The sequence below is a fragment of the Pseudomonas sp. D3-10 genome (assembly GCF_051132175.1).
Lineage (GTDB): Bacteria > Pseudomonadota > Gammaproteobacteria > Pseudomonadales > Pseudomonadaceae > Aquipseudomonas.
In genome coordinates this window covers 2,671,410-2,694,412 of sequence record NZ_CP071668.1, presented here as the reverse complement: position 1 = coordinate 2,694,412, position 23,003 = coordinate 2,671,410, and the positions used below count along the sequence as shown (strand labels likewise).

Sequence of the window (23,003 nt, the reverse complement as noted above, 5' to 3'; positions counted from 1 at the left end):
ATTCGATTGTCTGAACGTAATTAACAACGATTAACTCGCACCCGCGCGCGGCGTCACCAAAAATGGAGGCTCTCTGCAGACCTTCTAAAGCGGGACGCGCGCCAGAGCGCTGCACATCGACGTGCTTCCCGCTGGCACGGAATTCATGTCATGGCTCATCCATCGCTCAGCGCCGTCAGGACGCCCCTTACGCCGTTGCAAAAATCCAACCACGGCGGCCTTTCGCCCTGGCGTGAAAGCCTGGTCAAGAAAATGATCTTCGACGGCCTCGGTGAACCATTGGCAATAGCCCGGCTGGCCGAGGCGTGCGCCCTTTCCCGTAGTCACTTTTCCCGAGCGTTCAAGGCCAGCACCGGTCAGTCCCCTCAAGCCTGGATCAGGGGCCAGCGCATCATGCGCGCCAAGCGCCTGATGCAGACCACCGACCTGACCCTCACGCAAATCAGCCAGGAATGCGGCTTTTGCGACCAGGCGCACTTCTGCCACATCTTCACCCATAGCGAAGGCATCAGTCCGTTCGCCTGGCGATCCCGCATGCTGCGCACGTTACTGCACGCGGGGGAGCCTGGGTGATCGCGCGAGCCTCTGTTATCTGGAAATCATCCATGTCGCCTGTCATGAAAAACCTGATCGCCCCCGGGCAAGCGACGTTTACGCTGCAGCCGCTCTGGTTCCTCGCCCTGCTGACAGCAAACGCCCCAGCACTGGCGGCGCCCGGCCTCTTGGAAGGGGCGTCGCTGGAGGTACTGAGCCGCAACTTTTACCTCAACAGTGACTACCGGTCCCCTACCCCGGCGGGCCAAAGCTACAAGAAGGAATGGGCGCAAGGATTCATCGCCACGTTCGAGTCTGGCTTCACCCCCGGCATCCTCGGCGTAGGCATCGACGCCCACGGGTTCCTGGGCTTGAAACTGGACGGCGGCAAGGGCCACGCCGGAACGGGATTGCTGCCGCTGGACAGCGACGGCCGTAGCGAGGATCAATATTCCAGCGCCGGCGGCACGCTGAAATTCAACCTGTCGCGGACCACCCTGGCACTGGGCGAAATGACCGTGGCGACGCCGGTATTCGACACTGCGGACAAACGCCTGCAACCGGAATACGCCAGCGGCGCACTCCTCACCAGTCGGGAAATCGACGGGGTCGATCTCCAGGCCGGTCATTTCAGCGCGTTCAAGAATCAGGATGCGTCCACCGCCAAGGGAGATTTTTCTGGCTACGGGGCAACCACCCGACACGCCAGCATCGATTTCATCGGTGCCGATCTTTTCAGCGGCCAGCGAGTGGGCGGCGCGCTCTACGCCTCCGAACTGAGCGACACCTGGCGCCAGTACTACGGCAATCTGCACGCAACCGCTGGCGACCTGTTCCTTGATGGCAACCTGTATTACACCCGCGACCACGGCAAAGCCAGTGCCGGGGCCATCGACAACAGGGCATTCAGCCTCGCGGGTAAATACCGACGCGAGGCCCAGGCATTCACCCTGGCCTATCAGAAAGTCCGCGGCGACACGCCTTTCGACTTCGTCGGCGGCGACTCCATCTACTTGGCCAATTCGATCAAATATGCCGACTTCAATGGCCCGGGCGAACGCTCCTGGCAGGCACGCTACGACCTTGACCTGGGCGCCATGGGCGTTCCCGGCCTGAGCTTCATGGCCCGCTACGTGACGGGGCGCGGGATAGATGGCAGCCATGCTCCCCGGGGCGGCGCCTACAACCCGTACGACGGCAACATCGGCAACTACGTCCCGCAGCAGGGAGACGGCGGCCGACATTGGGAACGCGACATCGACCTGCGCTATCTCGTGCCGTCAGGCCCGGCCAAGGACTTGTCGTTGCAGCTGTCCCACGTCACCCATCGCGCCAACAGCGCCCAGGCCGGCGATGACATCGACAGGCTGTACATCGTCATCCAGTACCCACTCAAACTGGGCCCGTTCTGAAGGCGCAAAAAACCGGTCGAACAGTGTTTCCGCTTAGTCAGTCATGGAGGTTGCCCGGGACGACCATCCGCCCCGGGCTTGGGGATCATGGCTTGCGGGTTACACGCCAGACCGTGTTCGCCAGGTCGTCGGCGATGATCAAGGCACCCCGAGGATCGACCGTCACACCCACTGGCCGCCCCCGGGTCTTGCCATCGGACCCGCGAAAGCCAGTCGCGAAATCCACCGGCTCACCGGCGGGCCGCCCGTTGCTGAACGGCACGAAGATCACCTTGTAGCCCACAGGCTGGTCACGGTTCCAACTGCCGTGCTCACCCACGAACGCCCCTTCGGCGAACTGTTCGCCCATGGCCGGAATGGAAAAATCGACACCCAGGGCGGCGACGTGGGACCCCAGGCTGTAGTCGGGCTTGACCGCAGCGGCGACTTTTTGCGGATCCTGCGGCTGCGCCCGTGAATCGACGTTCTGCCCCCAATAGCTATAGGGCCACCCGTAGAACGCGCCTTCGCGCACGGAAGTCAGGTAATCCGGCACCAGGTCCGGCCCTAACTCGTCCCGCTCGTTGACCACCGCCCACAACTGCCCGGAACCAGGTTCGACCTTCAACGCCGTCGGGTTGCGCAGGCCGGTCGCATAAGGCTTGTGGGCGCCCGTCTCGGCGTCGATCTGCCAGACCATCGCTCGGTCGATCTCGACTTCCATGCCGCGCTCGGTGACGTTGCTGTTGGAACCGATACCGACATACAGCGAGCGCCCGTCGGGGCTGATGGCCAACGCCTTGGTCCAGTGATGGTTGATCGCCGACGGTAGATCAGTGACCTTGACAGGCGCCCCGCTGGCCTTGGTCTGGCCCTCCTGGTAGTCGAAGCGGACCAGCGCATCCTGGTTCGCCACGTACAGCTTGCCGTCGGCAAACGCCAGCCCATAGGGCGCGTTGAGGTTTTCGGCGAAGACAGTCTTGAGCTCGTAAGTGCCATCGCCATCGGCGTCGCGCAACAGGGTCAGGCGGTTACCGCCCTTGACCTGCGTGTTGCCCTTCGCCTTGATGACGCTGGCGATCACATCCTTGGGCTTCAACTTCGGTGCATTTCCGCCTCTGCCTTCGGCCACCAGGATATCGCCGTTGGGCAAGACGAGGGTCTGGCGCGGTATTTTCAGGTCGGTGGCGATGGCGGTGATGTCGTAGCCTTGCGGCACCGTAGGCTTCTGGTCACCCCAAGCCACCGGCTCGGCGATTTTCATGCTGGGCAGGAGGCTACGCTGGGGCTCCGGCAACTTCGGGTCCGGACCGCGCGCTTGCGTGGCGTCCCCTTCGCCTCCGCAACCGCTCAACAGCAGGGCCATGCTCAAGGCCGTCAATGGGATGCGAGGGTTCATTGCTCACCTCCCGAACGCAGGTTGGTCAGCCCGACCCATGCCGCCACGCAGGCCAGCAAGGTCACGACGACGGACAATGCCAGGCCCTGGGGCATCGCGGCCCAGGCGTCCTTGGCGTGCTCGAAGGCGTTGATCAGCCCCAGCACCCAGGTGACGAGCAACAACAGGAAATAGCCTACCGGACGACCGGCCTTGTGGTCCGCGCGAATCAGATTGACCAGCGCGAACACCAACGCCAGCCCACAAAACAGCAACCCACCGGCAATCAACCAGGAGGCGAAATTGCTCCATTGGATCTGGTAGGTCTTGTAGTAAGCGATGTCGCTGAGCAGGCCCCCGAGAAACAGTGGAACCGTGCCGGCAAGCAGGACCGCATGGAGCGGTCCCGGCGTGCTTCGGTAGATAGGATGGGCGGTAACGGTCATGACAACTCCTTTTCGGTCGCGGTGATACGCCTTGGAAAAGGATCGTGTCGGGAGCGCGTTAGTTCCGACATTTTTACTCGCAGGCAGACCGTCTACCCGAACTGTTCCGGGGCCGCGACGCCCAAGAGTTGCAGTTGCGCAAAGGGCTCGTCACCTGAAGCGAAGATAAAGTTCTTGTCGCTCAGTTGCGCTGCCACATTCCCCTCCAGGGTGACCTCGAATCGGCGCCCCTCGTCATCGGCCTCATAGCTTTTCAGGTAGGTCCGCTGGCCGTCTTCACTGACGACCGCTTGCAGCGTTTTGTTATAGCCGCTCCAGAACTCGGTGAAGCCCAACGCCGACACGTCGATCTTGTCCGTGAGCGGATCGAAGTCGATGATCCGATCCTGGAAATTGCCGTCGGCCGTGCGAAAGCTGTCATCGAGAGCATCGAAGCGGAAAACATCCCAACCCTCGCCGCCGCTGAGCACGTCGCGTCCCAGCCCGCCGTCGATGACATCGTGCCCATTGCCGCCCGAAACGACATCGTTACCGGCGCCGGCGACAATCTGGTCACCGACCACCGAACCCATCAGTCGGTCGGCTGACTCGGTCCCCTGGATCAGGTGCGGCGCGAATACCACGTTGGTTTCATCGAGGGCCTGAGCCACGTCGCCATCCAGGACCAATTCGAAACGATGCCCCCGCCCGTCCGCGTCGAAGCTTTTCAGATAGGTTCGCGTTCCGGCCTCGTTGACGTGCACCGCCAGGGTTCCATCCAATCCGTTGCCGAACCCGCTGAACCCCAGCGACGTCAAATCGATCCGATCCAGATCGGCGTCGAAGTCGACGATTCGATCGCTGACGGCCTGGTTGTCGGTGCGGTAACTGTCGCCGATCGTACTGACCCGGAAGACATCGGCACCGGCTCCGCCCTCCAGCACGTCCCGTTGCCCAGCGCCATCAAGCAAGTCGGCACCGTCATGGCCGCTGAGTCGTTCCGGGACATAGGTGCCTGACAGGACGTCATCGCCCCGCCCTCCATCGATGCCCGGCAACACACCGTCAAGTGCGCCGAAGGTGGTATCGAGCGTACCATCAGGGTTGAGCCGGATAAGGCTGAAATCAGCGTTGCCGAAATAGGTGCTCTGCCCCGCCACCAGGATTTTCCCGTCCGCCAGAACGGTAATGTCCCGAGCCATGTCCCGATCACCGGTCAGGTCGATCACCGCGACGCCAGCGTTGCCGAAACTTGTGTCCAGAGTGCCGTCCTGGTTCAGCCTGATGATCTTGAAATCAAAACCGCTGCCATTTTGTTCGCCGCCACCGGCCAACAGGATCTTGCCATCGGCCTGGACGGTGACCGAGGCTGCAAGGCCCGCCACCTGCGTATCGACCAGGCCGTCCGTGCCGAAACTGCTGTCCAGGCTGCCGTCTGCATTCAAGCGCGCGACCACCATCTCGCCGTTGTAACCCGGCACCAGCAATTTGCCATCCGCTTGCAGGGTGAATCCGTACCCTTCCAGCGCGCCCATGTTCGGGATATTGAATTGGATGGCGTTGCCGCCATTGAAGGTCGAGTCAAGCGTTCCGTCGGCATTGAGGCGACTGACCGAAAACAGACTCTCGTAGCTGTCCTGATTCGACACCAGGATCTTGCCGTCAGGCTGTACCGTGGCACTGGCATAATCGCCCCAGGACCCCGGCACGATGGCCTTACCGTTGACACCAAACCCCTGGTCCACCGTGCCGTCGGTATTGAGCCGGATCATGGCGATGCCGGACGTGAATTGTGGGTAGACGAGCAGATACTTCCCGTCTGGCTGCACGGCCGCACTGTAGCCTTCCCCTGGGAAAATATCGTGAGGGAGCTGCGTCTTGCCGTCGTCGCTGAAGGTCGTATCGAGGGTGCCGTCGGCATTGAAGCGCATCAGGGAGGTCCGGTAGCCTTCGTACTCCCAATCCTTTTCTACCTTTGTCATGCCCGCCAGCCATATCGTGCCGTCCGGGGCCACCGCGATTTTCTTGGTGTCGTTGTAGCCGTCAAGGTCGACGAAGGTCTTCCCGGTGCCTGCTCGTGGGGCCAATCCTGCATTGCTGTGTGCGTTGTCCATGCTGAACCTCATGTGTCGATGAGACACTCCAGAAAATTTTCGCACCTTACAAAATAGCCATTCATGGCGGCTTCGCCAGTCTTGGATCCCATCAGCGCAACGCAGCGCCGTGCTTTTCCAAGCCTTACACCTTCATCATCAACTCGCCTTGGGCATCCGCTTCGCCATGGAGCAACTCGATCACCCAGTCGATAAACACCCGCACCCGGGGCGACAGTTGCCGATGGGGCGGATAGACCACCGAAATCGGCCATGACGGCACTGGATGTTCCGTCAACACTTGCACCAAGCGCCCTTCTGCCAACTGCCGCTGCACGTGATAACGCGGCGCCTGAATCAAGCCGAGTCCCGCTTCGCAGGCCGTCACGTAGGCGTCGGCATTGTTGACGGTCAGTTCCGAAGGCATGTTCAGCTCTCGCACCTGCCCCGCTGCCTCGAACTCGAACGGAAAAAAACGTCCATTGCCGGACGCGAAGCCAACGGCGCGGTGCCCGGACAATTCTTCAGGTCGCCGTGGCGTGCCCTCGCGAGCCAGGTACTGCGGGCTGGCGCAGGTCACTTGATGCAGCCGCACGATCGGCCGCGCCACCAGCGCCTGGTCGACGATATTGCCGGCCCGGATGGCGCAATCGACCCCCTCGCGTTGCAGATGTACTTGCCGATCATGGAAACCAAGGTCCAGTTGCAACTGCGGATAGCGTCGATAGAAGTCCGCCAGGTTCGGCACGATCCAAGTGCAGCCGAAGGCGATCGGCATGTCCACGCGCAAGGTGCCCCGGGGTTGGCTCCGTTGCGTGGAGAGCGAGTTTTCCAGGTCGTCCAGTTCTTCCAACAAGTGGCCGCAGCGCTGGTAATAAGCTTCGCCGTCGAGGGTGGCACGCACTTGCCGGGTGGTGCGCTGCAACAACTGCACGCCCAAGTGGCTTTCCAATTGCTGGATCAACAAGCTGACGGTGGCCCTGGGCAGCCCCAGGTCATCGGCCGCCCTGCCAAAACCGCCCAGCTCGACGATGCGTCGGAACACTTGCATTGCCTGTAATCGGTCCATTATTCGGCTCACTGTTTAGAAATCACGAATAGTTAAACCAAAATCACCAGCTTTATCCATAAAACCAATTTAAGGAGACTGATCCGGTCATCTCAACCCAAAAGGAACACTCTTATGATCACCCGCCAACTTGGCCATCAAGGCCCACACGTCAGCGCCATCGGCCTGGGCTGCATGGGCATGTCGGATTTCTACACCACCGGCGCGGATGAGCGAGAGGCAATCGCCACGCTCCACCGCGCCGTCGAACTGGGCGTAACACACTTCGACACTGCGGACATGTACGGGCCGCACACCAACGAGCAATTGGTGGGACAGGCGTTGCGCGGCAAGCGCGATGGGATTTTTCTGGCGAGCAAGTTCGGCCTGGTTCGCAGCGACGATCCACATGCCCGGGGCGTCGATGGTCGCCCGGAGTACGTCCGGCAATCGATCGACGGCAGCCTCAAGCGGCTCGGAACCGATTACCTGGATCTTTACTATCAACACCGAATCGACCCTCAGGTGCCGGTGGAAGAAACGATTGGCGCCATGGCCGAATTGGTCAAGGCCGGCAAGGTTCGCCACATCGGCATTTCGGAAGCCAGCGCCGAGACAATCGAGCGGGCCCATGCCGTGCATCCCCTGGCGGCGGTGCAAAGCGAATATTCGTTGTGGTCCAGGGAGCCGGAACACAACGGCGTGCTCGAAACCTGCCGACGCCTGGGAATCGCTTTTGTCGCCTACAGCCCGTTGGGGCGTGGTTTCCTGACGGGCGAGTTGAAGACGCCGGAGGACTTTGCCGCCGACGACTATCGGCGCTTCAATCCGCGTTTCGAGGCCGACAACTTCTATCGCAACCTCGCCCTGGTCGAACGAGTCCGGGCCATGGCCGAGGACAAGCACATCAGCGCCGCGCAACTGGCCTTGGGCTGGGTACTGGCCCAGGGAAGCAATGTCACCGCGATCCCGGGCACCAAGCAACGTCGATACCTGGAAAGCAACGTCGCCGCCGCCAGCGTTTTCCTGAGCAGCGATGACTTGAATCATCTGGACGCCATTTTCGCCCCCGAAGGCGCCGTGGCCGGCGAGCGCTACAGTGCCGAGGTGATGACCTTGCTCGACGGCTGATCCTCACACCCACCGTGGCGAGGGAGCTTGCTCCCGCTCGGCTGCGCAGCAGTCGCAAACAGCCGACGCGGTCTGCCCGAAGACTGCCGGGGACGGCTTCGCCGGCCAGCGGGAGCAAGCTCCCTCGCCACGGGTTATTCGATAGATAGGGTGATCGCGATGCGAGCGATTCTTGCTTACTGGAGATCCTCTGCTATGACTTAACCCCGTCACTTTCAGTATGTGAGGCAAGGGAATGTCAGCCGCCAAGAAAATGAGCGTGGGGCAGCTCACCATGCTGACCGCCGTCAACATGCTGGGATCCGGCATTGTCCTGTTACCCACCAAGCTCGCCGAAGTCGGCGGCATCTCCATCCTCTCCTGGTTGATCACCGCCACGGGCTCCCTGGCGCTGGCCTACGCGTTCGCCCGCTGCGGCATGCTCAGTCGAAAGACCGGCGGCATGGGCGGATACGCCGAATACACCTTTGGCAAATCCGGCAACTACATCACCAACTACACCTATGGCCTATCGCTGCTGATTGCCAACGTGGCGATCAGCATCACGGCCGTCGGCTATATCCAGACGCTTTTCAGCATCCAGCTCGACTCGCTGCAAGTCGGCCTGGCAACCATCGCCTTGTTGTGGCTGACCACCTTCGCCAATTTCGGCGGCGCAAGCGTTACCGGCAAGATCGGTGCCGTGACCGTATGGGGCGTCATTGCCCCGGTGGTGCTGGTGTCGACTATTGGTTGGTTCTGGTTCGACAGCAATGTCTATGCGGCCGGTTGGAACCCTCACGATAAACCCTGGTACGAAGCGGCTGGCGCATCGGTGGCAATCACGCTCTGGGCTTTCCTGGGCCTGGAGTCGGCGTGCGCCAACGGTGACGCGGTGGAGAACCCCGAGAAGAACGTGCCGATCGCCGTTCTCGGCGGGACGCTCGGCGCCGCTGTGATCTACATCGTCTCGACCAACGTCATCGCCGGTATCGTCGACAACGCCGAGCTGGTGTCCTCCATCGCGCCGTTCGGCCTGGTGTTCGCCAAGATGTTCACGCCCCTGGTGGGCAACATCGTCATGGGGCTGATGGTGCTGGCGTGCGTCGGCTCCCTGCTCGGTTGGCAGTTCACCGTCGCCCAGGTGTTCAAGAGTTCGGCGGACACGGGTTACTTCTTGCCGATCTTCGCCAAGGCCAACAAGCATGGCGTGCCGATCATCAGCATGTTGATCCTGCTGGCGATGCAGACGGCGATGGCGCTGCTGACCATCAGTCCCGACCTCGCCAAGCAGTTCGATACGCTGGTGAACCTCGCCGTGGTGACCAACCTGGTGCCGTACATTCTCTCCATGGCGACGCTGGTGACCCTGCAGAAGGTTTCCAATGTCCCGGCGAACAAGGCTCTGGTCACCAATATCGTCGCAGGCATCGCCGCGGCCTACAGTTACCTGGCGCTCTACAGCTCGGGCGAACAAGCGCTGATGCTCGGCGGCGTGGCGGTCATCGTCGGCTACACGCTGTTCGGTTACGTCAATACCCGCCTGATCCGCCTGGAGGCCATGAACAACAGCGTACCGACCCAGACCGTCGCGGCGCAGCACATCGTTGGCGAGCCCATTCCCGTCAACCACTTGAAGCCGGCTAACCTGGAGGCATTGCCATGACGGAACATCGAAATCTATTGGGGATGCTGGCCCTGCTCGTCTCCAACGCACCCGACAAGCGCAGCGTATTCGGCCGGGCCCTGATCCAGCTGATCAGTGACGTAGAGGATCGCGCCGTCAGTGTGCTGACTTCCGAGACCCTGAGCGATGCCAAGTCGATCCTCAGTTCCGACCCGGCCATCCAGTGCGTGCTGCTCAGCTGGGAAATAGACACCAGCGAAGACCATCGCGAATGCATCGACCTGCTGACCGCCCTGCGCGAGCGCAACACCCGCGTGCCGGTGTTCCTGATCAGTGATCGCAGCACCGCGTCCAACGTGCCGTTGATCGTCATGCAACACGCCGACGACTTCATCTGGCTGCCCGAGGACACCAGCCGGTTCCTGAGCGGGCGGATCCTGGCGGCGATCGAACGTTATCGCCAGGCAGTGTTGCCACCGATGTTCGGCGCCCTGCTGAAATTTGCCCGCAGCTACGAATATTCATGGCACACGCCGGGCCACGCCGGCGGCACGGCCTTTCTGAAAAGCACGGCGGGCCGGGCATTCTATGAATTCTTCGGGGAAAACCTGCTGCGCTCGGACCTGTCCATCTCCGTCGGCGAGCTGGGTTCGCTGCTCGACCACAGCGGCCCCATCGGGCAAGGCGAGCGTTATGCCGCCAAGGTCTTCGGCGCCCATCGCACCTACTACGTCACCAACGGGTCATCGATGTCCAACCGCGTGATCCTGATGGCCAGCGTGACGCGGGACCAGATCGCCTTGTGCGACCGCAACTGTCACAAATCCGCCGAGCATGCGATGACGCTGTCCGGGGCAATTCCGACCTACCTGGTGCCGACTCGCAACCGCTTCGGCATCATCGGCCCGATCCTGCCGCAGACCCTCAGCGCCGAGGGCGTGAAGGCCGCCATAGCCAGCAATCCGTTGGTCAAGAGCGACATCGACCCGACACCCGTGCACGCGATTATCACCAATTCCACCTACGACGGCCTGACCTACAACGTCACCCGCGTCGAGGAACTGTTGGGGCAAAGCGTCGATCGCTTGCACTTCGACGAAGCCTGGTATGGCTACGCGCGCTTCAACCCGCTGTACAAGGACCGCTTTGCGATGCACGGCAGCCCGGACGACCACGACCCGTCGAAACCGACCGTGTTCGCCACCCAGTCCACTCACAAGCTGCTGGCTGCGCTGTCCCAGGCGTCGATGATCCACGTGCGCAATGGCCGTAATCCGATTCCCCACGGGCGCTTCAACGAGTCGTACATGATGCACGCCTCGACCTCGCCCAACTACGCGATCATGGCCTCGTGCGATGTCAGCTCGGCGATGATGGAGGCGCCCAGCGGGCAGATCCTCACCAGCGAGGCGATCGAAGAAGCTGTCGCCTTCCGGCAGGTCATTTCCCATATGCAGAGCGAGATGTTCAGTCACGACGATTGGTTCTTCTCGTGCTGGCAGCCGCCGATGGTGCAAGTGGACGGGCAGTCGATCGCCTTCCATGAGGTCGATCCAGCGCGGCTCAAGGCCGATCCTGGTTGCTGGGTGCTGCACCCCAATGAGGTCTGGCACGGCTTCGGCGACATTGAAGACGGCTACTGCATGCTCGATCCGATCAAGGTCTCGATCCTGAGCCCTGGCATGGGCGACGACGGGAATCTGCTGGACTTTGGCATCCCGGCCTGTGTACTCAGCGCCTACCTGGGCACGCAAGGCATCGTGGTGGAAAAAACCACCGACTTCACCATCCTGTTCCTGTTTTCCATCGGCATCACCAAAGGCAAATGGGGCACCCTGGTGAACGCCCTGCTCGACTTCAAGCGTGACTACGACGCCAACCTCGAACTGGAGCTGTGCCTGCCCGACCTGTTGAGCGCCAACCAACAGCGCTATGCCGGCATGGGGCTCAAGGACCTGGCCGAAGAGATCTTCGCCGCCATGAAAAAAACCAAGACCACCGCAGCCATGGCCAAGGCTTTCGGCACGCTGCCGCAAGCGCAGTTCAGCCCCGTGGAGGCCTACGAAAAACTGGTCAGAAACGAAATCGAGCAGGTGACGCTGGACGAGGCCGCCGGTCGGATCGCGGCAACGGGGATCGTGCCGTATCCACCGGGCATCCCCCTGTTGATGCCAGGGGAAAATGCTGGCCCATCAGACGGACCCTTGCTGGCTTACCTGAAGGCTCTGGAGAGTTTTGACCGGTCATTCCCTGGCTTCACCCATGACACCCATGGGATCGAAAATGACGGCGGCGTCTATCGGTTGCTGGTGTTGAAACAGGACGCGGCGGACCGTTAGCCGATTGGATCGGGGACGTCATCGAGATTCGCTGGGCTCACGCCAGCAGCTCGTTGATCCACCGCACCTGCCGCGCGAGCTCTTGTACTTTTTCTTCAGCCAGGGCCTGCTGCGCCTGGGCGAAATTGGCCAGGGTCTTGTGCTTGAGGCGCAGCATGCGTTGCCACTTGGCCAGGAATACCGGGCTGCGGGCCTGCATTTGCAGCGGGCCGAAGTACAGCTCCTCGGCGCTGTACATCACCGGCCCGTCACGCTCGGCGACGATGATTTCGTAGTAGAAGCGGTTTTCCCGCAATACGTCTTCGCACAGGATGCGGTAGTCGTTGTCCATCAGCCATTGGCGCAAGGGCTGCTCGCCGCCATTGGGCTGGAGGATCAGGCGTTCCCGACCGCTCAGGCGACACTTGCCGCTGTCAAGAATGTCGCGAATCGTCTCGCCGCCCATGCCGCACAGACTGATCGCCGTGATGCCGTCCGCCGGTTCGATCGCCGCCAGGCCGTCGGCCAGGCGCACGCTGATCCATTCGTCCAGGCCGCTTTCACGCACGGTGCGCTCAGCCGCGCGGAACGGCGTCAACGCCACCTCTACCGCCACCGCCGCCGCGATCACCCCACGCTTGATCAACGCCACCGGGAGATAGCCATGGTCCGAGCCGATATCGGCCAGGCGCGCCCCTGTCGGCACGAGCCCCGCCACGCGTTCAAGGCGCATGGACAATGTCTGTTCGTTCAAGCGTTCAATCCTGTTTTGCGTTGCTTATGCTGCCGCTGTCTTGGCGGGGCGCCCACTTTATCAGCGATGGAATGTAAAAGTTGCTACCGGCCACGCTTGCGACAATGAACTGAGGCATTGCTCGCATAACGAAGCAGCCGCCGATGCCCGGCACGTGTTTGGGTCTATGCTTGTCTTGGGTTCGCCAGCAACAGCGAACCGTTGATCAGGAGAACACGTGAAGTATTCGATGCCTGCCGCAGTGCTGCTCAGCCTGTTGCTCGGCCCGGCGACCGCACACGGGCAATATCAGGTCGTCACCGAGGAATGGGCACCCTACAACTATGTGGAGAACCATCGGCTCACCGGCATGACCACGGAAATCGTCCGGGCCATCATGGCGCTGACTGGCGATCATTTCGAGATGTCGGTGCAACCCAGCATGCGCGCCACGCAGATCCTGAAGAACCGGCCCAAGACCATCATGTATTCGCTGTTCCGCACACCGGAGCGTGAGCCATTGTATAAATGGGTCGGCCCGATCGTTGAGGAATCCATCCACGCCTACCAACTGGCCGGCTCGCCGCCGATCAACTCTCTCGAACAACTGCTGCGCGCTCCGCAGATCACCACGCGGCACGCGGGCCTGGTGCCGCAGACGTTGCAATCGCTGGGTTTCAATAACCTGGACAAAAGTGCGACCGAAAGCAGGCTGCTGTACCGCATGCTGCTTGCCGGACGAACCAGCATCATCGTCGGCGACACCGCGGCCGGAGTGGCGTATTACAGCCGCCAATTGGACATCGCGCCGGGCACCCTGCGCAAGATTCCCATCGAGCTTTACCGCTCGTCGCTGTACATCGCCTTCAGCACCGACAGTGACGACGAACTGATCACCGCTTGGAGCAACGCGCTGGAGCAACTGCGCCGGTCCGGCGAATTGGCGCGTATCCAGCAACGCTATGAGCAGCCTCCCCAGCCCTGAAGCAACGCGCCTGAGTCACGGCTCGCCGGCGATGCGTCTCACCCTGTGGCAATCCCCCGGTTGCAATTTCTGGCCGCTCAATGCGCGGACCTCGATGGGCATCAACGGCTCGCCAGAGGCGTTGTCCAACAGCACCGACCGCGTCTCGTGCTCGGCGAACAAAAAACGTTCGCCCCACTGCCGCAGGCTGATCACGATTGGAAAGATTTCCTGGCCTTTTTCCGTCAGGACATATTCCTTGTAGGCGCTTGCGTCCGATGCGGGCTGCACGCGCAATACACCGACTTGAACCAGGCCTTTGAGGCGCGATGCGAGGATGTTCTTGGCAACGCCCAGGCTCTTCTGGAATTCGCTGAAGCGGCGAATGCCGTCGAAGGCATCGCGGATGATCATGAGCGACCAGCGGTCACCGATGATTTCCAGTGTTCGGGCTACCGGGCATTCGCTGTTGGGCGATGGGGTGTTTTCTGACATTGGGTTTCCTGTTTGCTGACGCTGGGGGGTAGCTCCACCAAACTAGTTGCAAATTAAAACCCATTCAAGCAAAAATCCAATCCGGTTTTTAATTGCAACCAGATTGGAAGGCGCACATGACCGCACCCATCTTCCCAAGCCAAGGCCTGTCCCCAGCCCTCACATCCCTGTTATCCATCACCTGCGCACTGGCCGTCGCCAACGTCTACTTCGCCCAACCCCTCCTAGCCTCGATGGCCGAGAGCCTGGGTGTCGCTCCCGCCTCGATCGGCATCGTGGTCACGGCCACCCAGCTTGGATACGCATTGGGCTTGCTCTTTATCGTCCCGCTGGGCGACAGGGTCGACGGCAAACGGCTGATCCTGACCCTGGTGACGTTGTCCGTGATTGCATTGGCGGCCGTCGGCGCATCCCAGCATTGGCTCATCCTCCTGGGCGCCATGATCACCACGGGCCTGCTCGCGGTCGTCGTCCAAGTGCTGGTGGCCTATGCAGCCGTGCTATCGGCACCGTCCCGACGAGGCCAGACCGTCGGCACCCTCACCAGCGCAGTCGTGATGGGCATACTTCTGGCGCGATTCATCTCGGGGTTCATCGCCGACCTCGCCGGCTGGCGTGCGGTTTATTTTGTGTCGTCGGGACTGATGCTGATCATCGCGACGGTGTTCTGGAAAGTGGCACCCACCACGGCGTCACCGGGAAATCGGCAGCCCTATCCAGCCCTGATCCGCTCGCTGCTCCAACTGTTCATGACCGAACCGCTGTTACGAATCAGGGGGCTGTTCGCGCTGCTGATCTTCGCCGCGTTTTCCGTCCTCTGGACCGCCATGGTCCTGCCGTTGAGTGCCCCGCCATTGTCGCTTTCCCACACCGCCATCGGCCTGTTTGGCCTGGCCGGGGTTGCCGGCGCGCTGGCGGCTCGCAGAGCCGGTCGCTGGGCCGATCGAGGACTGGGGCAACGCGTGACGGGTCTTTCGCTGGGTCTGCTGGTGCTCTCATGGTTGCCCATCTCCTTCGCCGAAAGCTCCCTGATCGCCCTGGTCTTCGGCGTGGTCCTGCTCGACTTTGCCGTACAAGCCGTGCATGTCACCAACCAGAGCCTCATCCTCGCCGCACGTCCCGACGCGCAAAGCCGCATGGTCGGCGCCTACATGTGTTTCTATTCGATCGGCAGCGCACTGGGTGCCGCCGCCGCGACCCAGGTCTATGCGCTATGGGGCTGGGCCGCGGTCAGTTGGCTGGGTGGGTCGATCAGTGTTGTAGCGTTGGGTTTGTGGGGCGTTTCGATTCATCGGGGCGGGTGCGCTGAACAGAAATCGGCGTGATCGATAACTTGTGCGCGGCGAGCTGCGAGGCGCTTTCGATCAAGGCACCGACTCACCCGTCACAAATGCTACAGTCGCGCTCCAATATTCGAGGGAACGCCATGCGCATCATCGGAGCGGCTCTAACCATCGCACTGCTGACCGGCTGCGCAACGGCCAACGAAACCTTTGGCCCCGGGTCGCTCTGCGGTGTGCAGCCTTATTGCGGTACGTATTTCGATTATCAGGTGCTCAAGGAAGCGGCGACGGAGGATAACGCGACGTACGCCAGTGCGTTTGCGCCGCTCGCGGCCATCGATCTGCCCCTCAGTTTTGTCGCCGATACGCTTATCCTGCCCTACACCCTCTTTCACATAAGGCCGGCGGAAGAATAGCCGTCGCCTCCTCCTGTTCTTACAGTCGAAAGCGCTGCTGGATCGCTTTGCCCAACAGGTCTACCGCTTCATCGGCGTGTGAGGCCTGGGAGCGCACGAACACCACTTCATGATCGGGCACCACCGGTAAACCCTCGAGGATGCGCATGTTCTCCGTCACCCGGGCGCGGTCGATCAGGCTGATTCCCAGTCCGGCTTCCACGCATGCCTTGATGGCCTGGTTCGAGGGGCTCTCCAGGACGATTCGCACCTTGCGCCCGCTTTGCCGCAGCGCCTGCAGCATGACTTGGCGGTAAGGGCATTGCGCCGCATGCACGGCCAGCGGGAGCGGGTCCGTCGCGCTCGGCGCCCCATGGGTCGCGCCTACCCAAACCGGCGTGGTGGTGACCAGGATCTGGCCCGCCGCCTCAGGCTGGTCCATTGGCTGGGTGAGTACGGCGGCCTGCAGTTTTGCACGTTGGACATACTCGCGCAGCGCATAGCTGGGTGCGGTCTTCAGTTCGAGGACCACGTTTGGCCAGGCTGCGGTGAATGTCGGCAGAATGTCGCGAATGACATGATCGGCGTATTCGTCCGGCACGCCCAGGGTGACGCGCCCCGCCAGCCGTGTCCCGTGTAGGTCGGCGAGCACGCGGTCATGGGTCGCGAGCAGCTCCGTGGTGGACACGAGCAGGCGCTTGCCCAGGGCGGTCAGGGAAACCGACTGATTGTCACGGTCCAGCAAACGGCCCCCGGCGACTGCTTCCAATCGTTGGATGTGCACGCTCACCGCTGCCGGGCTCTTGTGGAGCTGCTGCGCCGCGCCGCTGAACTTGCCCAGGCGCGCGACTGCATGAAACGTCCGGATCAGTTCGATATCCAGTATGGCTGTCATGATTCAACCTTTTTAAACCAGTGCTGCACGATATTTTGATTTATTAGATTAGTCGGCTTTCGTAGCCTGTGACCATGAACCCGACCAAATCGATCACCCGCTCGTTGCCGCCCAGTGCGTATTGGCTGATTCCGTTGCCCTTGCTCGAAGCGGCATTACTCGTGGCCTGGAGCTCCGGCTTCGTCGGCGCGCGATTCTCCATCGATTACGCCCCGCCGCTGCTTGTGGTGTTCTGGCGTTGCGTGCTGGTCACGCTCCTGCTGTTTCCTTTCGTCGTCCGGCAACTGAGGCGTACCGCCCTCGTCACCCTCCTGAAAAACGCCGGTATCGGACTGCTGGCGATGGCGGGTTACCTGGCTGGTATTACCCAGGGCATTGCCTGGGGTGTGCCCGCTGGCCTGGCCGCCTTGTTCGCCGACTTGTTGCCGATGGGCCTGGCGCTGATGGCCGCGGGTATCCTGGGGCAGCGCATGGCGCCGCGGGTCTGGGCAGGTTTGTTCATAGGCCTGACGGGCGTTGCCCTGGGCACCCATGGCGCGCTCGGGTGGGGCAGCGCGCCGTTGTGGGTCTACGGGCTGCCACTGCTGGGCATGTTGTCGCTCGCTGCGGCGACGCTCTGGCAAAAACACCTTCCAGCCTCGCAATCCATGGGCCTGCTACCGAACCTCTGGTTGCAATGTTGTGTCTCGGGCCTGGCCTTTGCCCTGATCGAAGGCGTGCAAGGCAGTCTGGCGCCGATCCCCAGTACCGGGTTCGCCCTGAGCGTCATATGGACGGCCGGATTGTCGACGATGGGCGGCTATGGACTCTACTGGCTATGCCTGCGCCGGGCCTCGGCGACCCGGGTCGCCAGCGTTCTTTACCTGAGCCCGCCCATCACGATGGTATGGGCCTGGGCGATGTTCGACGAACCGCTGTCATGGCAAATGGCGCTGGGGATGGCGGTGTCTGCTGTCGGGATCGGATTGGTTGTGCGAGGGGAAGCGCGTGAGGCGCGAGGCAAACAACCTCACGGAACGGCTGCCGAATCGGAAACCGCCGGGTAGGTCAGCTTCAGTTCGGAGCGTCGTGCCGCCGGATTCAACGCCGCCCGGGTCGCCTTGTCCTTGTCCATGATATGGAAGACGTCGACACCGCGAATCAACAGGTAATCGGTGATGATGCGGCGATGACAACGCCACCAGACCGCTTCCGCACACATGATGGCGCATCGGCGTGCCTGGTTGAGCGCAAGGAGGCGGTCCAGGCCCGTCTCGAATTCGTCCGACAGCGCGTAATCCGCATAATTGTGGAAACTGCGGTTTTCCCAGAATCCGTTGACCTCATCGGCTACCGTCCTGGATTTTTTTCGCAGGCCGCCCAGCTCCCGTATCTGCTCATGCTTCAACCCGTGCGGCTCCAACAGCCCCGCAAGCGTATCGAGGTTGTATTGAGGATTCGTCCGCGATCTCGGAACAGTCCTGACGTCTACGATCATCTCGACATCGAAGCTTTTTACGATGTCCACGAATTGCTCGAGGGTGCGGGTCGAATGACCGATCGTGTAGAGGCTGGGTTCTTCCATGACGGATCCGGATTCAGCTGAGCGTTTTTATAGGAACAACTGCGCCGCACGTTAGTTTCCCAACACGCCCGTCACAAAAGCCCGGGCACGACAACATGCCCGGGGCTTTGCAGAGCGCGCAATCAAGCCGGTTGCTTGAGCGTGTCGTACGCCTCCAGCGACCGCAGCGAGTAGATATAAGCTGCGCCAGCATTCAACGAAATGGCGGTTGCCAGGGCGGCGGCGACTTCTTCGCGGCTGGCGCCGGCCTTGATCGCGGCATCGGTATGCACGCCGATGCAACCGTCGCAGTGAGTGGTGATCGCCACAGCGAGGGAGATCAACTCTCGAGTCTTGGCGTCGAGTACGTTGTTTTCGCTGGCGGCTTCGCCAAGGGCCATATAGGCCTTGACCATTTTCGGGTTGCTGCGGCCCAGGGCACCAAAGGCTTTCTGGATGGTAGGCAACAATTCGGACCAATTATTGAACATGGCATTAACTCCTGAGTGGGTTGGGTGTACTGTTTCAACGCCCTCAGTTTTCCACTTGGGTGCGGGTCGGGTTTGTTCGATCCGCTCAGCTTTTGTCGCGAAACGCTCAAATGAATGCCGTCGATAAACTCATCAGCCTGGCGAACGTGCGCGGCAGCCTGGATCTGCGTTGCCAGTTCCAGGGTGACTGGGCCCTGCATCGCGAACAGCAAGCCCTCGGCAATGCGCCCTACCACATCGTGCTGGCGGGTGAATGCCGGGTGGAGTTCCCCGACGGCCAGCGCTTGCCCATGCGCGCCGGCGACATCCTGCTATTACCCCGGGGCGCCCGACACGTCATGCACAGCCCCGGAAAAACCGTGGCGCCGACCTCGCCGAAAATCATCAACGGAGGCACGCTGCCGGTGCACCGTATCGGTGGCGCCAGCGCGGAACTGGACATGATCTGTGGCGGATTCCACTTCAATCGTGCCTCGCTGCTGTTCGCATCGCTGCCTGAGTACCTGGTGATTCCCAGCGGCGCGCTGCCCGCCAATGGTCCGTTGCAGGGGCTGGTGGAGGTGATTCGCGCCGAAGCGGACGACAACAAGGTAGGCGCGCGATTTTTGCTGGATGCGTTGTCCCAGGCTCTGTTCACCTTGATCCTGCGGGCGCACCTGGCCAATCACGGCCAGGACAGCGGCTCGCTTGCATTGTTGACTGACAAGCGCCTTGGCCGCGCCTGGCAGGCGATGCTGGATGACCCCGCCCATGACTGGACCATTCAGGGCCTGGCAGAACTGGCGAGCATGTCCCGGGCCAACTTCATGCGCGCGTTTGTCAAAGTGGCCGGCGTCTCGCCGTGGGTGCTGTTGACCCAGGTGCGCATGGAACTGGCGTTCAGCCTGCTGAGCCATTCGCATCTGGGCTTGAGCGATATCGCCGCACAGGTCGGCTATCAATCCCAGGCGGCGTTCAGCAAGAAATTCAAAGAGGTCTATGGCGAGGCGCCGGGACGTGTAAGGCGGACGATCTAGTCAGCTTGCATCGCCGGCTTCAAACCTCCAATACCAAAGGCTCGCTGCCCTGGGCCGGTACCGCGCAACAGATCAGCACTTCGCCGTCGGCCACGGGTTCGGCGGGTTGGGTCAGGTAGTGCACCTGACCTTGGGTCATGCGGGTTTTGCAGGTACCGCAGGAACCGCCACGGCAACTGAATTCCGGATTCAGGCCGCGGGCCTCGGCGAGCTCGAGCAGCGTCCCGCTGCCGGGTTCCCAGCGGGCTTCCTTGGCCGAACCGGAGAACAGCACTTTCACCGCCTCAGTCGCCGCCGGCACCTGTTCGGCGGCCGGTACGCGGACCTCGATATCGCGCACCAGCGTAGACGGACCAAAGGTTTCAGCGTGAATGCGATCATCCGGGATACGCAGCTTGCGCAGGCCGTCGTAGAGCGCCTGGGTAAACGTGCCCGGACCGCACAGGTAGTAATCGTAGTCGTCCAGCGGCAGCAGTTGCTTGAGCAGCGCCACATCGATTCGTCCGGCCACGTCATAACCCTGCCCGGGTTTGCCGTCGGTGGGCGGTTGGCTGACCAGGCGCAGCACTTTCACTTTGTCACCGGCACGCGCCACCAGCTCATCGATTTCCTCGCCAAAGGCCAGGTCGGCCACGTGCCGGGCACTTTGCACCAGCCAGACCGGACGCATGCGGCTAATGCGTTTTCCTTGATAGACCACCTCGCGCAGCATCGACAACAGTGGCGTGATGCCAACGCCCGCCGCCAGCAGCACCAACGGCCGGCGCTCGGTGGCGTCCACCGTGAAATGACCTTGTGGCGCCCGGGCTTCGATATCGTGGCTCGCCTGGATCTGCTCATGCAGATGCGAAGAGACCGCGCCGTCACGCTTGACGCTGATGCGCAGGAAATCATCCGAGGGCGCGCTGGACACGCTGTACGTCCGGATCGAAGGCACGCCCTGCCCCTCCAACAACACCCGCACGGGCAGATGCTGCCCGGCCTCGAACCGGGGCAAGCCGGCACCGTCGGTGGTTTGCAGATAGAACGAGCGGATGTTGTGGCTTTCGTCCACCACTCGCGTGACTTGCAGCGCACGCCAATGGGTACGCAGGACCTCGGCCTGCAAGCGTTCGGCAGTCTGTTCCCAGTTGCCGGTCATCAGTGAATTGGGCGAGTCGCCTTCAGCCTGATCCTTCCAGCGCAACGGTATTGCCGTCGAACGGTAGACCACGCGCTGCGGGGTGAACCGCAATAACCGTTCGGCGCCCTGGAACGCGGCGATCTGCGGGTCTTCCAACACCACCTGCGCTGAACCACTCATCTGCAGCAGGTCGCCGGTCTGGAAATCGACGAACACCAAGCCTGCGCGGGGGTTCAGCAGGATGTTGCCGAGCGTGTTGAAGAACAGGTTTCCAGAAAAATCCGGGATGGTCAGCGTCCCGTCCTCGTCCATGCGTACGAAACCGGGCTTGCCGCCGCGATGGGAGGCGTCGACCTGCCGTTCACCGTCGCGTACCACGTAAGTGGCGATGTAGAACGAGTCTGACGCGGTGACCAGACGACGAACCAAAGGATCGGCTACTTCCAGCTCACGTGAGGCAGCAGGCTGCTCATCGACGAAGCGGTATTGGCGCAGATTGATGTAGCGCGGGCAGTTGCCATAGGCCTGGGTCACCGAAATCTCCAGGCCCTGGTCAAGCTCGCGGCGCACCACGCCGTTCATGCGATTACGCCGACGGGTGTGCAATTCGATACCCAGCATGCCGATGGCGTCGCCCTCGCCCAGCCCTTCTTGTGCCGGGTCTTCAGGCTGCGGATCGAAATGGATATGCAACGTTTCAGGATCAGGTGAATTCATGAAGCCGGGCTGCCCGGTGCGCAGAGTCGCCCAGACATCGCCCTGACGATCCACTGCCCCAAGCACCACAAACGGCAATTGCCCGTAGAACTCCCGGTGCTGGTCCGGCATCCAGGTACGCGCCAGTTGTCGCTGACCGACGCCGGCCATCATCTCAACCGCCCCGACGGAGCGCTGCAAGGTCAACTCCCCTTCATGCCAGGGCGAAGATTGTGCTTTGGTGGCTTCGTTCATCAGCTACTCCTCGCGCCCTCCGTTTTACAACGGGGTTGAATGCGCATTGGTCAGGGAGGGTCCATCACACCGATGGCGAACGGTGCATGAGGGTGGAGCCATCTTCTGCCCAAAGCGGTGGCGCAGGAATACGCATGGATTGAAATCCACTGTTTCATTAAATGGAATGACCCTTCAAAGCGCTGCGCCGTCGACTCGACTTATCTTGTCGGTGGCCCTTGTCTGCCTGACAGAGCGCCCATAGATTAGAGTCCACGTCTCGACGCCAGCCATAGCGCAAACGTGTCGTGGCTTCGTCCCGGAACAAGTGCACTCAACGATAAGGTACGTTCATGAGCCAAGCGTCTTACGTTCCACCCAAAGTCTGGAAACACGAGGCCCCCTCGGGTGGCCACTTCGCGAGCATCAACCGGCCTGTCGCCGGGCCGACCCACGAAAAAGACTTGCCGATCGGCGAGCATCCTTTGCAGCTCTATTCGCTGGCAACGCCCAATGGCGTGAAAGTCACGATCATGCTCGAAGAGCTGTTGGCCCTCGGGCACACCGGCGCGGAATACGACGCCTGGCTGATTCGCATCGGCGAAGGCGACCAGTTCTCCAGCGGCTTTGTCGAAGTCAATCCGAACTCAAAGATCCCGGCCCTGCTGGACCGCAGCGTCGAGCCGCCGACCCGTGTGTTCGAGTCCGGTTCGATCCTGCTGTACCTGGCGGAGAAATTCAGCGCTTTGCTGCCCAGCGATCTGGCCGGCCGCACTGAAACCCTGAACTGGTTGTTCTGGCAGATGGGCTCGGCCCCTTACCTGGGCGGTGGTTTCGGCCATTTCTACGCCTACGCGCCGGACAAACTGGAATACCCCATCAATCGCTTCACCATGGAAGCCAAGCGCCAACTGGATGTCCTGGACCGTCGCCTGGCTGAAAACCGCTACCTGGCCGGCGAGGCGTACACCATCGCCGACATCGCGGTCTGGCCTTGGTATGGCCAACTGGTGCGGAACAACGTGTACTCGGCGGCCGAATTTCTTAGCGCCCATGAGTACACCCATGTGCAGCGCTGGGCGGAGGAAATCGCCCAGCGGCCCGCAGTCATGCGCGGACAGCGTGTCAACCGGACCTGGGGCGATGAGGCGAGCCAGGTGCCGGAGCGGCATCGGGCGCAGGATTTGGGCTAGGCAAGGCACCATGGCGAG

Annotated in this window: 21 protein-coding genes; 11 read left to right on the top strand and 10 right to left on the bottom strand. The window is 61.8% G+C overall.

The window, feature by feature from the left end; all coding sequences use genetic code 11:
* Positions 1-150 precede the first annotated feature (150 nt).
* Both J3P90_RS12225 and J3P90_RS12220 read left to right on the top strand, forming a co-directional pair.
* On the top strand, positions 151-573 hold the full coding sequence (locus J3P90_RS12225; protein ID WP_434676456.1) for an AraC family transcriptional regulator: 423 nt from the start codon (positions 151-153) through the stop codon (positions 571-573).
* Between the two features lie 32 nt (positions 574-605).
* Complete coding sequence (locus J3P90_RS12220; protein WP_434676455.1) at positions 606-1,946, top strand: OprD family porin; 1,341 nt, start codon at positions 606-608, stop codon at positions 1,944-1,946.
* An 85-nt stretch (positions 1,947-2,031) separates the two neighbouring features.
* On the opposite strand, the gene J3P90_RS12215 is transcribed toward J3P90_RS12220, so the two are convergent.
* From J3P90_RS12215 to J3P90_RS12200, 4 genes are all read right to left on the bottom strand, one after another.
* Positions 2,032-3,324 carry a PQQ-dependent sugar dehydrogenase gene (locus J3P90_RS12215; protein WP_434676454.1) on the bottom strand — a complete coding sequence of 431 codons (1,293 nt, stop codon included), beginning with the start codon at positions 3,322-3,324 and terminating at the stop codon, positions 2,032-2,034.
* On the bottom strand, positions 3,321-3,749 hold the full coding sequence (locus J3P90_RS12210; RefSeq protein WP_420763786.1) for a DUF2231 domain-containing protein: 429 nt from the start codon (positions 3,747-3,749) through the stop codon (positions 3,321-3,323). The genes J3P90_RS12215 and J3P90_RS12210 overlap by 4 nt, the downstream gene beginning before the upstream one ends.
* A 92-nt stretch (positions 3,750-3,841) precedes the next feature.
* The gene (locus J3P90_RS12205; protein ID WP_420763785.1) at positions 3,842-5,842 is read right to left on the bottom strand and encodes a M10 family metallopeptidase C-terminal domain-containing protein; all 2,001 of its coding nucleotides are present in this window, start codon (positions 5,840-5,842) and stop codon (positions 3,842-3,844) included.
* Positions 5,843-5,966: 124 nt separating this feature from the next.
* Positions 5,967-6,890 (bottom strand): LysR family transcriptional regulator, encoded by a 924-nt coding sequence (locus tag J3P90_RS12200; protein ID WP_434605948.1) that lies wholly within the window; start codon positions 6,888-6,890, stop codon positions 5,967-5,969.
* Positions 6,891-7,004: 114 nt separating this feature from the next.
* On the opposite strand from J3P90_RS12200, the gene J3P90_RS12195 reads away from it, so the two are divergent.
* From J3P90_RS12195 to J3P90_RS12185, 3 genes are all read left to right on the top strand, one after another.
* Positions 7,005-8,000 (top strand): aldo/keto reductase, encoded by a 996-nt coding sequence (locus J3P90_RS12195; RefSeq protein ID WP_434676453.1) that lies wholly within the window; start codon positions 7,005-7,007, stop codon positions 7,998-8,000.
* A 235-nt stretch (positions 8,001-8,235) separates the two neighbouring features.
* A complete protein-coding gene (gene potE, locus J3P90_RS12190; protein ID WP_434676452.1) occupies positions 8,236-9,645 on the top strand; it encodes a putrescine-ornithine antiporter in 1,410 nt (469 codons plus the stop codon).
* Positions 9,642-11,945 (top strand): Orn/Lys/Arg decarboxylase N-terminal domain-containing protein, encoded by a 2,304-nt coding sequence (locus J3P90_RS12185; protein WP_434559075.1) that lies wholly within the window; start codon positions 9,642-9,644, stop codon positions 11,943-11,945. The genes potE and J3P90_RS12185 overlap by 4 nt, the downstream gene beginning before the upstream one ends.
* Before the next feature lie 37 nt (positions 11,946-11,982).
* Here J3P90_RS12185 and J3P90_RS12180 read toward each other — a convergent pair whose 3' ends face one another.
* Entirely contained in the window at positions 11,983-12,678 is a 696-nt protein-coding gene (locus J3P90_RS12180; protein WP_434676451.1) for a tRNA (adenine(22)-N(1))-methyltransferase, read from the bottom strand.
* 217 nt (positions 12,679-12,895) lie between these two features.
* Between J3P90_RS12180 and J3P90_RS12175 the strand changes: the two genes are divergently transcribed.
* Positions 12,896-13,642, top strand: a complete 747-nt coding sequence (locus J3P90_RS12175; protein WP_434605956.1) for a substrate-binding periplasmic protein — start codon at positions 12,896-12,898, stop codon at positions 13,640-13,642.
* A 15-nt stretch (positions 13,643-13,657) separates the two neighbouring features.
* On the opposite strand, the gene J3P90_RS12170 is transcribed toward J3P90_RS12175, so the two are convergent.
* Positions 13,658-14,116: a winged helix-turn-helix transcriptional regulator gene (locus J3P90_RS12170; RefSeq protein ID WP_420763778.1), complete on the bottom strand. Its 459-nt coding sequence runs from the start codon at positions 14,114-14,116 to the stop codon at positions 13,658-13,660.
* Positions 14,117-14,232: 116 nt separating this feature from the next.
* Between J3P90_RS12170 and J3P90_RS12165 the strand changes: the two genes are divergently transcribed.
* Together J3P90_RS12165 and J3P90_RS12160 are read left to right on the top strand one after the other, a co-directional pair.
* A complete protein-coding gene (locus J3P90_RS12165; protein WP_434676450.1) occupies positions 14,233-15,441 on the top strand; it encodes an MFS transporter in 1,209 nt (402 codons plus the stop codon).
* On the top strand, positions 15,438-15,815 hold the full coding sequence (locus J3P90_RS12160) for a YceK/YidQ family lipoprotein (protein WP_434605960.1): 378 nt from the start codon (positions 15,438-15,440) through the stop codon (positions 15,813-15,815). The genes J3P90_RS12165 and J3P90_RS12160 overlap by 4 nt, the downstream gene beginning before the upstream one ends.
* 19 nt (positions 15,816-15,834) lie before the next feature.
* Here J3P90_RS12160 and J3P90_RS12155 read toward each other — a convergent pair whose 3' ends face one another.
* Positions 15,835-16,689, bottom strand: coding sequence for a LysR family transcriptional regulator (locus J3P90_RS12155; RefSeq protein ID WP_434559087.1), 855 nt, complete (start codon positions 16,687-16,689; stop codon positions 15,835-15,837).
* A gap of 74 nt (positions 16,690-16,763) precedes the next feature.
* On the opposite strand from J3P90_RS12155, the gene J3P90_RS12150 reads away from it, so the two are divergent.
* A complete protein-coding gene (locus J3P90_RS12150; protein ID WP_434559089.1) occupies positions 16,764-17,735 on the top strand; it encodes a DMT family transporter in 972 nt (323 codons plus the stop codon).
* Here the strand turns inward: J3P90_RS12150 and J3P90_RS12145 are convergent.
* Both J3P90_RS12145 and J3P90_RS12140 read right to left on the bottom strand, forming a co-directional pair.
* On the bottom strand, positions 17,699-18,253 hold the full coding sequence (locus J3P90_RS12145) for a DUF488 domain-containing protein (RefSeq protein ID WP_434559091.1): 555 nt from the start codon (positions 18,251-18,253) through the stop codon (positions 17,699-17,701). The two genes, J3P90_RS12150 and J3P90_RS12145, sit on opposite strands and share 37 nt — an antisense overlap.
* Before the next feature lie 122 nt (positions 18,254-18,375).
* The gene (locus J3P90_RS12140; protein WP_030140590.1) at positions 18,376-18,723 is read right to left on the bottom strand and encodes a carboxymuconolactone decarboxylase family protein; all 348 of its coding nucleotides are present in this window, start codon (positions 18,721-18,723) and stop codon (positions 18,376-18,378) included.
* Positions 18,724-18,833: 110 nt separating this feature from the next.
* On the opposite strand from J3P90_RS12140, the gene J3P90_RS12135 reads away from it, so the two are divergent.
* Positions 18,834-19,739 (top strand): AraC family transcriptional regulator, encoded by a 906-nt coding sequence (locus J3P90_RS12135; protein ID WP_434676449.1) that lies wholly within the window; start codon positions 18,834-18,836, stop codon positions 19,737-19,739.
* A gap of 19 nt (positions 19,740-19,758) precedes the next feature.
* Here the strand turns inward: J3P90_RS12135 and J3P90_RS12130 are convergent, their stop codons facing one another.
* Positions 19,759-21,813: a 2Fe-2S iron-sulfur cluster-binding protein gene (locus J3P90_RS12130; RefSeq protein WP_434676448.1), complete on the bottom strand. Its 2,055-nt coding sequence runs from the start codon at positions 21,811-21,813 to the stop codon at positions 19,759-19,761.
* Between the two features lie 332 nt (positions 21,814-22,145).
* Here J3P90_RS12130 and yghU point away from each other — a divergent pair, with 332 nt between their 5' ends.
* A complete protein-coding gene (gene yghU / locus J3P90_RS12125; RefSeq protein WP_434605972.1) occupies positions 22,146-22,985 on the top strand; it encodes a glutathione-dependent disulfide-bond oxidoreductase in 840 nt (279 codons plus the stop codon).
* Positions 22,986-23,003: the final 18 nt, after the last annotated feature.